The organism is Streptomyces sp. NPDC056503, from assembly GCF_042794995.1.
Classification (GTDB): Bacteria; Actinomycetota; Actinomycetes; order Streptomycetales; family Streptomycetaceae; genus Streptomyces.
The window spans coordinates 1-13,582 of sequence record NZ_JBHTST010000082.1 but is presented as its reverse complement, the minus strand read 5'-3'; the positions used below and the strand labels follow the sequence as shown (position 1 = coordinate 13,582).

The following is a 13,582-nucleotide window of genomic DNA, read 5'->3' as shown; positions in this document are numbered from 1 at the left end:
GACTGCTTCCGGCCCCTCCGCGCCGAATCCCGCGCGCCGCCCCCTTGCGGAGTCAGGAGCCAGGAGCCGGGATCCGGGATCCGGGATCCGGGATCCAGGAGTCGGGATCCAAGAGTCGGGATCCGGGATCCAGGAGTCGAGATCCAGGAGCCAGGCCCCCAGGCCTGAAGCCCCAGGCCCCCAGGCCTCAGGCGGCAGCCGTCACGTCGCCGGCGCGCCGAAGCGGGCCAGGTAGTGCCAGACCCTCTTGACGTCCTGGGGGTCGTACGCGCCCGACAGGGAGGCGTTCTGGACGATGCGCGGGTCCAGGTGGCCGTCCACGGCGATGCGGGCGCCCAGTTCGACGTACCGGGGGCCGCGGAAGGCCGGATGGCGGCGGAGTTCGGGGACGGCGAGGCGGAAGCCGGCGTGCCACTCGACGGGGCAGGGGAGGCGGCGGGCCGCCTCCTCCACCGCGGTGCCCCGGTGGCTGGGGTCCAGGACCAGGGCCTCCACGTCCCGGGCGAGTTCGACCGGGCCGTGGACCTGCGCCTCGACGTAGCGGTCCAGCGGATCGCAGTCGTCCGCCTCCGCGAGCGCCACCAGCGCCATCCGGGACGCCACGCCGAAGTCCGACGGCTCCAGGAAGCTGTCGGGGTAGCAGAAGCTCGTCCGGGCGGTGGCCTCCGGCGTCAGGCGGATGTGGGCGGAGCCGAAGCGGGGCGCGGCGCCGTACGACAGGCGGCGGAAGTCCAGGGCGCCGTACACCGGGCGCTCGTGTGCCGGAGCGGCGTCGTACGCGCCGCCGAAGATCCGGCTCTCCCAGCGCCAGCGGTCGCCGCCGGGACGGGCGGTGAGTCCGCCGTTGCCGGTGCCGGTCACGAACTGCGAGCGGTAGACGCCCTCGTCGGCCAGCCGGTCCAGGAAGTGCGGGTGGAAGTTGAGGGTGACCCTCAGGGTCGGATCCACCGGTCCGCCCGACGACCGGGCCTCCACGTGTGCCAGTGCCCGCCGGGCCGTGTCGTGCGGCGGGGGAGGGCCGGGGGCGGAGGCGGGAGGGGAGGCGGGGGTCGTCGTCATGGGGGGAGTGTGCCGGAGGCCACGGGCTTGCGGCGCGGGGTTTTCGCTGGCTAGGGTCGCCGCGCGAACAGATAGAAAGCGCTTTCCCTCACTCCACTGCCGGGTACCCTCCCCGGCAGTCGCCCGCCCGCCCCCTGGAGTCCACGTGCCGCCCACCGCCGACCTCCTCGTCTACACCCGCACCGCCGGCTACCGGCACGACTCCATCCCCGACGGCGCCACCGCCCTCGCCGAGCTCGCCGCCGCCCGCGGGCTCACCGCACAGACCACCGAGGACCCCGCCGCCTTCTCCGCCGAGGGGCTCGCCGGCCGCGCCCTCGTCGTGCTGCTCTCCACCACCGGCACCGTCCTCACCCCCGGCGGCCGCACCGCCCTGGAGGCGTACCTGCGCGGCGGCGGCGCCCTCCTGGCCGTCCACGCCGCCGCCAACGCCGAGCCCGACTGGCCCTTCTACGGCGAGCTCCTCGGCACCCGCTTCGCGGGCCATCCGCCGCTCCAGCCCGGCGCCGTCCTGGTCGAGGACCCCGCGCACCCCGCCTGCGCCCCGCTGCCGGACCGCTGGGAGTGGACGGACGAGTGGTACGAGTACACCTCCCACCCGCGCGTGCCGGGCGTCCGCGTCCTGCTGCGCGCCGACGAGGCCGCGTACGAGGGCGGCACGCTCGGCGACGACCACCCGCTCGCCTGGTGCCGGGCCGTCGACCGGGGCCGCTTCCTCTTCACCGCCCTCGGGCACGCCCCGGAGGCGTACCGCGACCCCGCCTTCCGCGCCCACCTGGCCGGTGCGCTCTCCTGGCTGCTCGGCTGACGCACGCGCGCGTGCGTCACCCCACCGCACCCGCCCCCCTTGCGCCCGCGCCCCGGAAGCGGGAGGTTTCCCGTGGGGGCCGACGCAGGAGGAGAAGGCCATGGCCATCGCCACCGTGAACCCCGCCACCGGCGAGACGCTGCGCACCTACGACGCGCACGGACCCGACGAGGTGGAGCGGCGGATCGCCGCCGCCCACGAGGCCTACCGCCAGTGGCGCACGACCTCCTTCGCCGAACGGGCCCGCCTGCTGCGCGCCGCCGCCACCCTCCTCGACGAGGACACCGAGGACATCGCCCGCACCATGACGCTGGAGATGGGCAAGCCCCTCACCGCCTCCCGCGCCGAGGCCGGCAAGTGCGCGAAGGCCATGCGCTGGTACGCGAAGCACGCCGAGGAACTGCTCGCCGACGAGCATCCGGCCGAGGGCGACGTCCGGGACTCGGGCGCCGACCGGGCCCGCGTCCACTACCGGCCGCTCGGCCCCGTCCTCGCCGTCATGCCGTGGAACTTCCCCCTGTGGCAGGTGATCCGCTTCGCCGCGCCCGCGCTCATGGCCGGCAACACCGGGCTCCTCAAGCACGCCTCCAACGTGCCCAGGACCGCGCTCTACCTCGGCGACCTCTTCCGCCGCGCCGGCTACCCCGACGGCTGCTTCCAGACCCTGCTCATCGGCTCCGGCGAGGTCGAGGCGGTGCTCCGCGACCCCCGGGTGGCCGCCGCCACCCTCACCGGCAGCGAGCCGGCCGGCCGGGCCGTCGCCGCCGTCGCCGGCGACGTCGTCAAGAAGACCGTCCTGGAGCTCGGCGGCAGCGACCCCTACATCGTGATGCCCTCCGCGGACGTCGTCAGGGCCGTGAAGACCGCCGTCACCGCGCGCGTGCAGAACAACGGCCAGTCCTGCATCGCCGCCAAGCGGTTCCTCGTCCACCAGGACGTGTACGAGGACTTCACCGAGCGCTTCACCGCCGCCATGAACGCCCTCACGGTCGGCGACCCGCTCGACGAGTCCACCGACGTCGGCCCGCTCGCCACCGAGAGGGGCCGCGCCGACCTGGAGGAGCTCGTCGAGGACGCCGTGCGGAAGGGCGCGCACGTCCTGTGCGGCGGCGCCCGGCCCGACGGGCCGGCGCTCGCCCGCGGCTGGTACTACCGTCCCACCGTCCTCACCGGCATCACGCCCGCCATGCGGATCCACCAGGAGGAGACCTTCGGGCCGGTCGCCACCGTCTACCCGGTCCGGGACGCGGAGGAGGCGGTGACCGTCGCCAACGACTCGCCGTTCGGCCTGAGTTCCAACGTGTGGACCCGCCGGGACGAGGAGGTCGACTTCTTCGTCCGCGACCTCCAGGCCGGCGGCGTCTTCGTCAACGGCATGACCGCCTCCCACCCGGCGCTCCCCTTCGGCGGGATCAAGCGCTCGGGCTACGGGCGCGAGCTGTCCGGCCACGGCATCAAGGAGTTCTGCAACGCGACGACCGTCTGGCAGCGCGCCTGAACCCGCCGCCCCCGCCCGGGCCGGCGCGTCACGTCAGCCACTCCAGGAACACGTCGCCCACCCCGTACTCCTCGCGGAACCGCCGGTCCTGCTCCTCGCAGGGGTCCGGCAGCCGCTCCCCGTCGGCGGCGGCCACCCGCCACCGGGCGTCGCCCGCCGCCCGGTCCGGGGTCTCCTCCGCCGCGTCCACGTCGAAGGACGTTCCCTCCGTGGACGTCCACGGGAACAACGACACCGTGTAACGGCGGCCTTCGGACAGCCGCGCCCGGAACCCGTCGCGCGGGCCGCCCGCCTGCTCCACCTCCACCGTGGTGCCCGCCGCGAACCCGTGAGGGGTGGGCACCGCGTGCTTGTAGACGGAGTCGACCACCAGCCGGGCCCGCACCACCCGCTCCGGATCCCCGCCGCCCGCTCCGGGCCGCCGGTGGACCCCCACCTCGCGCACCGTCCCCGCCAGCAGCAGGCGGGAGTGGGGGGCGGTCCCCCCCCCCCCCACCCCGCCCGGCGCGCCGAAGCACGGCAACACGTACGCGTTCGCCGCGGCGTGGGCGGCGTACCAGGTCGCCCCGCCCCCGGCCAGCAGGACGGCGCCGAGCGAGGACAGGAGGAGGGTGCGCTTCTTCATGGACCGCACAACGAGCCGGCGCCGTCCCGGTCGCGCCCCGGCGGCCGGCCCACGCGCCCCGGGCCCGCGCACCCCGGGTCCCCTCGCCCCGGACCCATGCGCCCCGTGCCCGGTACGCCGGGGCGCCGCCGCGCTCCGGCGGGAAGGCGATCCGGTTCAGCGCCGCCACGGGGTCCCTGCCCGGCTCCTCAGCCGCCGAGGCCCGCGCGGCCCGGGCCCGCGAGCTCCGCGCCCACCGACTCCGGGCCGATCTCGCACCACACGGCCTTGCCCTCGCCGCGCGGCTCCACGCCCCACCGCGAGGCCAGCGCGTCCATCAGGAGCAGCCCCCGGCCCGAGGTCGCCGCCTCGCCCGGGGTGCGCCGCCGGGGCCAGGCGCTCGACCGGTCCTGCACCGAGAGCCGCACCCGCCGCACCGGCTCGGGCAGCACCTCCAGGGTGAGCACCGCGCCGCCCTCCGTGTGCAGCAGCACGTTCACCAGCAGCTCGCCCGTCAACAGCTCGGCGTCGTCGGCGAGTTCCTGCATGCCCCAGTCCCGCAGCGCCTGTCCCACGGCCGCCCGCGCGTCCGAGAGGCCCTGCGGGTCGGCCTGGTGGATGTACTGGTGGATGCGCGGCGCCCGCTGCGTACCCGGGTCCGGACTCCGCCGCAGCACGAGCAGGGCCACGTCGTCGCCCGAGCCCCACCGCTCCCACAGCCGTTCCGACAGGTGGTCGGCCAGCGCCTCCGCCTGCGGCGGGCCGCTGCTCACCGCCTCCGACAGGGCCGCGAGCCCCGCCTCGATGTCGGTGCCCGGCTGCTCGACCAGCCCGTCCGTGCACAGCACCAGCGTCTCGCCCGGCACCAGGTCGAGCCGGGTCTCCGGGAACTCCTCCTCGCCGAACACGGTCGCGAGCCCCAGCGGCATCCCGCCGCGCAGCTTCGGCTGCCCCACCCGCCCGTCGGTGTGCCGGATCAGCGGCCCCAGGTGCCCGGCCCGCACCGCCCGCACGGTGCCGCCCGCCAGGTCCACCTGCGCGTAGGTGCAGGTCGCGAAGCGGTTGGTGTCGAGCTCGGCGAGAAACCGGGAGGCCCGGGCCAGCACCGTCGACGGGGCGTGGCCCTCGCCGGCGTACGCCCGCAGCGCGATCCGCAGCTGTCCCATGATGGCCGCCGCGTGGGTGTCGTGGCCCTGGACGTCGCCGACGACGATCCCGACCCGGCCGCGCGGCAGCGCGATCACGTCGTACCAGTCCCCGCCGACCTGCCGGCCGCTCCACGCCGCGTGGTAGCGGACCGCGATCTCGCCGCCGGTGATCTCCGGGATCCGGCGCGGCAGCATCGTCTCCTGGAGCCCGGTGGCCAGCTCCCGCTCCTCGTCGAAGAGGATGGCCCGCTGGAGCGACTGGGCGACGATCGCCGCGAGCCCGAGCGCCAGGTTCCGCTCGTCCGCCGTGAACGCCGTCCGCCCCCGGTAGAACAGGGCCATGCCGCCCAGCGAACGCGCCTGCGCCACCAGCGGCAGATAGCAGGCCGCGCGGAACGGCAGCCGGTCCAGATAGGGCGCCAGCTCCGGGAAGTCCCGCCCCAGCGAGCCGAACGAGGACACGAACCTCGGCCGGCCGCTCAGCACCGCCTCGGCCAGCGGCAGCCCCCGGTCGAGCCGTCGCGTCCGCAGCCCGTCCAGGACGTCCAGGGAGTCGCCGCTGAGCGCGATCACGTTCAGCGAACCGTTCTCGACCAGACCGAGCGCGAGCCCGTCCGCCCCGAGGCGGGCGAGCCCGCCCGGCCCCGTCAGCGAGGCCGTCACGTCGTCCACGGTCACCGCCCGCGACAGCGCGTGCGTGGTCCGCTCGACGATGCTCGTCTGCATCTCGCGGCGCTTCTCCAGCTGCTGCACGAAGGCGGCGTGCGACACCTCGGCGGTGGTGTCCCGCACCGCCCCCACGATCCGGTGCGCCCGCCCGTCCCCGTCCCGCAGGATCCGCGCGAGCACATGCGTCCAATGGGGTGTCCCGTCGTCCTGCGGGATCGGGAAGTGGGTGCTGTACGAGGAGTCCCCACTGGTCACCGCCGCCCGCACCACGTGGTCCAGACGCATCCGCTCCGCCGGGTCGAGCCGGGACACCAGACTCGTCGGCCGGCCGTCGAAGCGGTCGGAGGACACGCCGAAGACCAGCAGCCCGGACGCGTCGACATCGATGGTGCCCGTGTCGAGGTCCCAGTCGAAGCTGCCGGTCCGGTTCATGGCGAGCCACTCGGCGGGGCCGATCCCGCCACTGTGCGCACGCGGATCGTCATCGGTCATCCCCCCCATTGTCGAACCCGCGCCCCGCCGACGCCATGGGTGCGACACGGCGTGGCGCCCCGGGTGCGGCGCCCGGGTGCGGCGCCCGGATGCGGGGCGGGGGGCCGGACACGAGAATGGCCAGTGCCGGGACCCACCCGCAGAAGCATGGAGGAGACGGCATGAACGCTGAGCCCGACGAGATGTCCCGGGGGGACGTACCGACGCCCGACCGGCTGCTGCACTCCGGTTCGGAGGGCGAGTTCACGGCGGAGGACGTGGTGCTCGCCTCCGGCCGCGATGTGACGCCGGAGACCCTGGCCTGGGCCGAACGCAGGATGGCGGAGAAGGGCCGCGCCTCCCTGGACGAACTCCTTCCGTAGACCCGTACGCGCACCCCGTACGGGGTGCACCTCGTACGTACGCGGATCCTGTGCGTACGCGGATCCTGTGCGTACGCGGATCCTGTGCGTACGCGGATCCTGTGCGTACGCGGATCCTGTGCGTACGCGCACCCCGTGCGTACGCGTACCAGTACCCATACCCGTACCCACACCCCCGTACGAGCAGGGGCCCGGGACCGGCGCGGCACACGGCGCCGCCCCGGGCCTTCCACATTTGTGGAACACGTTCTACCGTGACCGCCGTCGTGCCGAGGACGCCGACGCCGACAGCCGTCACGGGAGGCCGGGATGCACCTGCAGTACACGCCGGAACAGAACCGCCTGCGCGCGGAACTGCGCGCCTACTTCGCGGAGCTCGTCCCCGAGGACGTGCACGGCCGCTACGGCGACCCGGCCGCCCAGAAGCGCTTCTACCGCGAGACGATCCGCCGCCTCGGCGCCGACGGCTGGCTCGGCGTCGGCTGGCCCGCCGAGTACGGCGGACGCGGCCTCACGCCCATGGAGCAGTTCGTCTTCTTCGACGAGGCCGCCCAGGCGGGCGTACCGCTGCCGCTCATGGCGCTGAACACCGTCGGACCGACGATCATGCAGTTCGGCACGGACGAGCAGAAGGCGTACTTCCTGCCCGGCATCCTCTCCGGCGAGCTCGACTTCGCCATCGGCTACAGCGAACCCGACGCCGGCACCGACCTCGCGGCCCTGAAGACCCGCGCGGTGCGCGAGGGGGACACGTACGTCGTCAACGGGCAGAAGATCTGGACGACCAACGGCGACACCGCCGACTGGGTCTGGCTCGCCGTCCGCACCGATCCGGACGCGGCCCCCCACAAGGGCATCACCATGCTCCTGGTGCCGACCACCGACCCCGGCTACTCCTGCACGGTGATCAACACCCTCGCCTCGCACGACACCACGGCCAGCTACTACGACGACGTCCGCGTCCCCGTCTCGCGCCGGGTCGGCGAGGAGAACAAGGGCTGGCGGCTGATCACCAACCAGCTCAACCACGAACGCGTCACCCTCGCCGCCCACGGCACCATGGCGATCCGCGCCCTCCACGACGTCCGCCGCTGGGCCGCCGACACCCTCCTCTCCGACGGCCGCCGCGTCGTCGACCTCCCCTGGGTCCGCCGCGCCCTGGCCCGCACCCACACCCGCCTCGACGCGATGCGGCTCCTCAACTGGCAGATGGTCAACGCCGTCCACCACGGCACCCTCACCCCCCAGGACGCCTCCGCCGTCAAGGTGTACGGCTCCGAGGCCCGCCGCGACGCCTACGCCGCCCTCATGGAGGTCGTCGGCGCGGCCGGCGCCCTCAAGGAGGGCTCCCCGGGCGCCGTCCTCCACGGCGAACTCGAACGCGGCTACCGCTCCGCCGTCATCTTCACCTTCGGCGGCGGCAACAACGAGATCCAGCGCGAGATCATCTCCTGGATCGGCCTGGGCATGCCCCGCGTCCGCCGCTGACCCGCCTGTGACGAAGATCCGCAGTGGGCGCAGAAGAGGGGTGGTCGGCACTGCGCAGGAGTCGCGTATCGCCCCGAAAAGTTTGCGTGAGTCCCGTGCCAGGGGGCTGAGACGGTCCCCGCGTCGACGTCGGCTCTTGCGCTGGGTCTCGCCCGTCGTTCCGCGGATCCGTCCGACACGCGACCGGCGCGGCCAGGTCGGAAACGGCTCTTGGTCTTCTGCGCCATCGTCGGCCTCACATGCGGGCCGGCGCACCTACGCCTGATGCGGGAGTGCCTGTTCCGACCAGATGGTCTTGCTGTTCTCGCTGAAGCGGACGCCCCAGTTCTGGGAGAGCTCGGCGCAGATGAACAGGCCGCGGCCACCCTCGTCGGTGGTCTGCGCGTGGCGAAGATGCGGGGAGACGGGGCTGGCGTCGCTGACCTCGAAGGTGAGCGTACGGTCGCCCTTGATCAGGCGGAGCGTGAGGGGCGGGGTGCCGTAGCGCACGGCGTTGGTGGCCAGTTCGCTGACGATGAGTTCGGTGGTGAGGGCGAGTTCGTCGAGGTGCCATTCGGCCAGCTGATGGCGTGTACGGGCTCGTGCCGTGGCGATGGCCGCGGGGTCCTTGGGCAGGTCCCAGACGGCCACGAGGCCGGGGTCGTGTGCGCGGGTCCGCACGAGGAGCAGCACCGCGTCGGTGCCTGGGGGAGGAGGCGGGACGGTGCGTACGGCCTCGTCGCGCAGGTCGTCCAGCGGGCGACTGCTGTGGGCGAGGACCTCTCGTAGACGGCTCCGGACGGCCTTCCTCTCGCTCTCCGTCGCGGGCAGGAACGTGTCGGTGTACAGCGCGATGACGCTGCCCTCGGGCAGCTCGACGCGGATGCCGGCGAACGGCGATTCTTCGCCGCCGCCCAGCGCAGGGGCAGCGGGGACGTCGGCTGTGTCGGTGGTTCCGTCGGGATGGACGATGACAGGTTGCGGGCCGCCGGCGAGGGCGATGGCGCAGCTCAAGGTGAGCGGGTCGTAGACCCCGTAGAGGCAGTCGGCGGTCAAGGGCTCGGTCCGCAGGGGGTCGCTGGCCGGCAGGTCGGCGCGTTCGGCCGCGAGTCGCTTCACGGTGTCGTCGAGGCGGGCGAGGAGCTCGTCGGGTTCCAGGTCGAGCGAGGCGAGGGTGTGGATGGCGGTGCGCAGCTGGCCCATCGCCATGGTGGCGTGGATCCCGGTGCCGGAGACGCGGCCGACGGTGAGAGCGGTGCGTGCGCCGGAGAGGGGGAAGACGTCGAACCATCCGCCGCCGGCTTCCGTCGACTGGTGGAAGTGGGCGCTCTCCACGGCGGCCTGCGGCGCCGGGTGCGGTGGCAGGAGGCGGCGCTGCAGGGTCAGGGCGATGGTGTGTTCGCGTGTGTAGCGGCGTGCGTTGTCGATGTGCAGCGCGGTCCGCGCCGAGACCTCCAGGGCGAGGTCGAGGTCCGCGTCCACGAAAGGATCGCGGTCAGGAGAGCGGTGGAGGCTCAACGTCCCGAACACGCCGTCCCGAAGAGTCAGTGGGGTGACGATGGCGGAATGTGCCCCCGTGGGGGGCACGGTCCGTGACACCTGGGGATCGGAAGTGGTGTCGTCGGGGCGGTAGGTGACCAAGTGGGGCCGTAGGTCGGTCAGGGACTGGAGCCATGCGGCCGGAAAACGGAACGGTCCCGTACCTGCGCCCAGCGAGTCCCTAGGGGGTTCGGTCGTGGCGAAGGCCATCCGCCGCAGTGGTACCTCGGACCCGACGGGCGCGGACGGGGCGCCCTCGCCGCGGACGACCGGGTCCAGTAGGTCGACCTCGGCGGCGTCGGCGAAGTCGGGGACGAGGACGTCGACGAGTGCGGCGCACGTGGCTTCCAGCTCCAGCGACTGCCCCACGTGTTCCCGCGCTGCGTTGAGTACCCGCGTGCGAGCCAGGGCACGCTCGCGAACAGTCACGTCGACCGCCGCTGTGGAAAGCCCCAGGACCCGGCCGTCAGGGCTCTGGAGCCGGAACACGGAGACGGAGTACACGTGCTCGTGCTCCGGGTCGGCGGGCGGGCGTACGCGCACCAGCCTGTCCAAGGCCGGTCGGCCTGTGGCGAGCACATGCCGGACCATGGCGTCGTTCTCGTCGGGATCGGACAGGGGGAACACCTCGCTGAGGCGGTGCCCGATCAGCTGTGAGGAGTCGAAGCCGGCCAACCCTGAGGCGGTGAGGTTCACGCGCTGGACGCGCAACTGGGGATCCAGCACCTGCAGGCCGATCGGTGACTGGGTGAACAGTGCGTCGAGCAGTGCCTGATCCTCGGCGTCGGCCTCGGCCGGCCGGGGGCCGTCCACGCTCCAGCCCGGGCCGCCGTCCTCCAGCGTCGTCGGCCGCACCATCAGCTCCGTGACCCCGGCCTCCCCGGAAGAGCGGTCGGCGGGGTCGGACACGACCGCCCGCCACGATGCGGACAGCAGTTCGGCGACGGGGTGGCCGAGGGCCTCGGATGCTTCGCGGCCGAACAGGGACCTGGCCTCCGGGCTCCATGCCACCACGACACCCGCTGCGTCGACCACGAGCAGCGCGTCGTCCGATGCCATGGGCGGAACGCCTCCACGGGTCGTAGGTCAACGGCGGCCAAGCCTGTCCGCGGCGGGGGAGTCCCATGCCTCCGGGCAGGTCTCCTTCAGGGTGCCCCTCCCCGCGGAGGACCGCACATCGGAGGAGGGCGGCAGTGCCACGACGCGGAGGACCGCACATCGGAGGAGGGCGGCAGTGCCACGACGGCCCCTACGACCCTTGGCACAGCCTCGATGCCCGAGCCTCAGGGCGTGACGATCCCGAAGTTCGGGTCGAACTCGTCGAGCGGGCCGGCCAGGGTCCTCAGCACGGTCTCGTCGCCGTCGAGGGTGATCTTTCCGGCCTCGACCAGATCCGGCGCGCTCGCGGGCTTGAGGAGGGCGCCCACAAGCGCCGGCTTCGGGCCGCTGACGGTGAGCCGGGTCTCGGGGGAGGCCCCTCGGCGCGCGTTCAGCACGCCGTGACGGACCCTGGCGCTCCAGGTCTCGTCCGTGTCGGTGAAGTGGAAGTCGATGCGGAGGTCGGCCGTGGCGGCCTTGTCGCCGATGAGATGTACGGCGGCGTAGTCGACGACGACCAGTCCGCTGTCGCCTTCGATCACGGTGAGGTTGGCGATGTCGTTGTTGCGGACCTGGTAGATCCCGTCGACGACCTTGTACAGACCCCCTTTGCGGATGACCTGGGACTGGCGCCACAGACTCGGGTCGACCGTGTCCGGGGCCGGGGCGTCCTCGGCGAGGTGGTCGAACCGGGACGCGTCGAAGATCACCCGGCCGTCCGCGCCGTACATCCTGTCGGGGAACGGGGCGATGAACCCCCGGTCGGCGTCCGCGAAGTCCTGACGGTCGTCCATGGCGTACCGGGTGACCGCTTCGCGATTCGCGGCGGCGGTCGCAGGCGTGGCGGCCTTGGGGGTGTACGTCATGGCGGCCCCTTCTGTTCCGTACGGGCCTTCGGCACCTCCCCACCTTTTCCCGGGGCCCGTGGGTCGGCAACTCGGCCGGAACCGTCGACAGCGCGGGACTCAACGCCGCGGGGCGGCCGGGGGACAGACGACGAACACGGGGACGCTTCCGTCGACGAACCGCTCGAAGCGCACCACCGTGCCGACGGCCGGCGCCGGCATGACGCAGCCGCCGAGCCGTCCCTCGACGTGGAAGCCGTCATCCATGACGACCCGACAGGCGAGGCGCGGCGCGGACCCCTTCTTGGGCATGTACTGGTAGTCGGAGATCCGGCCCGTGCCGTGGCTCCGCTCCCATACGAGGTCCTCGCCGCCGCAACTCGGACAGATGCAACGCGACCCGAACAGGGCGCTCTTGCACCAGGCGCATCGCTGGAAACGGAGGAACGAGGCGGCCGGGGCACTCGGCTGAGCGGAGGTGCTGCCTGAGCTGTAGTACACGGGTGCTCCTGGGTGTCGCGGAGGGAGGCGGGATACGGGGCTCGCGGCAGTCGGTACGCCGAGCGTCAGGACGGCGAAGGACGGGCGGACCGCAGGACCGTCTCCTGGACCACGGAGGCGACCAGACGGCCGTCGCGGCTCCAGAAGTCGCCGAAAGCCAGGCCGCGACCGTCCCCCGCGGTGGGGCTGCGGTGTACGACCAGCAGCCAGTCGTCGGCGCGGAACGGGCGGTGGAACCAGATGGCGTGGTCCAGGGAGGTCAGGAAGACCGTGCTCGGTTCGCTGCGCAGCACCCACGGCGGCTCGCGGTGCAGGGCGGCGGAGGGGGCCAGCAGGAGGTCGGACGCGTAGGCGAGGCCGCAGGCGTGCAGCATCGGATCGTCGGGCAGGGGGTCGGCGGACTTCACCCAGAGCGTTTGCTCGGTGCCGCCCTCCGGGGTGGAAGCCGTCGGCGGGACGAAGCGTACGGAGAGAGCCCTGTTGAAATCGCTGACGTCAGGGTGCGTCGGCAGACCTCCGCAGAGGGAGGCGAAGGCGTCGGGCAGATCCTCGGGCGGGGTGACCCGTGGCATCGCGATGTGCCTGTCACCGGCGGTGTCCGTCGCCTCGGGGACCTTGAACGATGCGGACAGGCTGAAGATCGCCTCGCCGCCTTGAATCGCCGTCACCCGGCGTGAGACGTAGCTGCGGCCGTCCCGCAGCCGCTCCACCTGGTAGACGATCGGGCTGCGGGTGTCGCCGGCCCGGAGAAAGTACCCGTGCAGGGAGTGCACCAGGAAACCCGTCGCGACGGTCTGCCCGGCGGCGGTCAGGGCCTGTCCGGCGACCTGTCCGCCGAAGGCCCGTAGAGGCGCGCCGTCATGGCACCAGCCTCGGAACAGATCGCGTTCGAGACGTTCGAGGCTGAGGAAGCCCACCAGATCCCGGCCGAACGCTTCGGGAAGTGAGGGGGGCGTGGGGTGGGGCTGCACGTGGAACTCCCGAGGGTCGCCGACAGGGAGCACAGACCGGCCCCAGAGCATGATGTGAATGCTAAGTCTTGTCGTGAGGTCTGTAAATCATCGATTTCTACACTGTGATGGCACACAAGTGAATCGTGTGTAGGAGATGGCTGCTCGCTGTGGCCTTGCGGCCCGATGGAGGTGGATCCGGCCGGGATGCGCCGGTAAGTAAACAGCGAGGAGTTGAATCACTGAACGGCAAAGCCTTGACGCCTGGGCTGCATGGGCTGAAAGTAAACCCCGCTGAGTGCGGTGAGGCTTCAAGGCCCGCCGCCGTCCTACGTCGGCGCCGCGACCACCACCGGTCCCGGGCCTGCCGCTCTCCCGCTGACGGCCCAGAGGCTGTCCCGCATCGGCCGAGGTGCTCGGCCGTCCCTTCCCCGAGGAGTTGTTGCTGTGTATCTCACGCAGAGTCTGCACAGGGCCGTGCAGCAGGGTCCCGATCAGGTCGCGACGATCTTCGGGGACCGTGTGCGGACGAACCGGGAGGT

11 protein-coding genes are annotated in these 13,582 nt (G+C 72.9%); 4 read left to right on the top strand and 7 right to left on the bottom strand.

The window, feature by feature from the left end:
• Nucleotides 1-201 precede the first annotated feature (201 nt).
• Nucleotides 202-1,059, bottom strand: a complete 858-nt coding sequence (locus ACFQ8C_RS23305; RefSeq protein WP_383460765.1) for a DUF3626 domain-containing protein — start codon at nucleotides 1,057-1,059, stop codon at nucleotides 202-204.
• 145 nt (nucleotides 1,060-1,204) lie between these two features.
• Here ACFQ8C_RS23305 and ACFQ8C_RS23300 point away from each other — a divergent pair, with 145 nt between their 5' ends.
• Together ACFQ8C_RS23300 and ACFQ8C_RS23295 are read left to right on the top strand one after the other, a co-directional pair.
• The gene (locus ACFQ8C_RS23300) at nucleotides 1,205-1,867 is read left to right on the top strand and encodes a ThuA domain-containing protein (RefSeq protein WP_383460762.1); all 663 of its coding nucleotides are present in this window, start codon (nucleotides 1,205-1,207) and stop codon (nucleotides 1,865-1,867) included.
• Nucleotides 1,868-1,967: 100 nt separating this feature from the next.
• The gene (locus ACFQ8C_RS23295) at nucleotides 1,968-3,365 is read left to right on the top strand and encodes an NADP-dependent succinic semialdehyde dehydrogenase (protein WP_383460760.1); all 1,398 of its coding nucleotides are present in this window, start codon (nucleotides 1,968-1,970) and stop codon (nucleotides 3,363-3,365) included.
• 28 nt (nucleotides 3,366-3,393) lie between these two features.
• Here the strand turns inward: ACFQ8C_RS23295 and ACFQ8C_RS23290 are convergent, their stop codons facing one another.
• Together ACFQ8C_RS23290 and ACFQ8C_RS23285 are read right to left on the bottom strand one after the other, a co-directional pair.
• The gene (locus ACFQ8C_RS23290) at nucleotides 3,394-3,990 is read right to left on the bottom strand and encodes a hypothetical protein (RefSeq protein ID WP_383460759.1); all 597 of its coding nucleotides are present in this window, start codon (nucleotides 3,988-3,990) and stop codon (nucleotides 3,394-3,396) included.
• A 188-nt stretch (nucleotides 3,991-4,178) separates the two neighbouring features.
• On the bottom strand, nucleotides 4,179-6,278 hold the full coding sequence (locus ACFQ8C_RS23285) for a SpoIIE family protein phosphatase (RefSeq protein ID WP_383460756.1): 2,100 nt from the start codon (nucleotides 6,276-6,278) through the stop codon (nucleotides 4,179-4,181).
• Nucleotides 6,279-6,439: 161 nt separating this feature from the next.
• Between ACFQ8C_RS23285 and ACFQ8C_RS23280 the strand changes: the two genes are divergently transcribed.
• Together ACFQ8C_RS23280 and ACFQ8C_RS23275 are read left to right on the top strand one after the other, a co-directional pair.
• Entirely contained in the window at nucleotides 6,440-6,640 is a 201-nt protein-coding gene (locus ACFQ8C_RS23280) for a hypothetical protein (protein ID WP_383460754.1), read from the top strand.
• Between the two features lie 309 nt (nucleotides 6,641-6,949).
• Nucleotides 6,950-8,128 carry an acyl-CoA dehydrogenase family protein gene (locus ACFQ8C_RS23275; protein ID WP_383460752.1) on the top strand — a complete coding sequence of 393 codons (1,179 nt, stop codon included), beginning with the start codon at nucleotides 6,950-6,952 and terminating at the stop codon, nucleotides 8,126-8,128.
• A gap of 255 nt (nucleotides 8,129-8,383) precedes the next feature.
• Here the strand turns inward: ACFQ8C_RS23275 and ACFQ8C_RS23270 are convergent, their stop codons facing one another.
• From ACFQ8C_RS23270 to ACFQ8C_RS23255, 4 genes are all read right to left on the bottom strand, one after another.
• Nucleotides 8,384-10,705, bottom strand: coding sequence for a SpoIIE family protein phosphatase (locus tag ACFQ8C_RS23270; RefSeq protein WP_383460750.1), 2,322 nt, complete (start codon nucleotides 10,703-10,705; stop codon nucleotides 8,384-8,386).
• A 224-nt stretch (nucleotides 10,706-10,929) separates the two neighbouring features.
• On the bottom strand, nucleotides 10,930-11,610 hold the full coding sequence (locus tag ACFQ8C_RS23265; RefSeq protein WP_383460747.1) for an alkyl sulfatase C-terminal domain-containing protein: 681 nt from the start codon (nucleotides 11,608-11,610) through the stop codon (nucleotides 10,930-10,932).
• A 99-nt stretch (nucleotides 11,611-11,709) separates the two neighbouring features.
• The gene (locus ACFQ8C_RS23260; protein ID WP_383460745.1) at nucleotides 11,710-12,090 is read right to left on the bottom strand and encodes a Zn-ribbon domain-containing OB-fold protein; all 381 of its coding nucleotides are present in this window, start codon (nucleotides 12,088-12,090) and stop codon (nucleotides 11,710-11,712) included.
• Nucleotides 12,091-12,155: 65 nt separating this feature from the next.
• Entirely contained in the window at nucleotides 12,156-13,061 is a 906-nt protein-coding gene (locus ACFQ8C_RS23255; RefSeq protein WP_383460742.1) for an acyl-CoA thioesterase, read from the bottom strand.
• Nucleotides 13,062-13,582 lie beyond the last annotated feature (521 nt).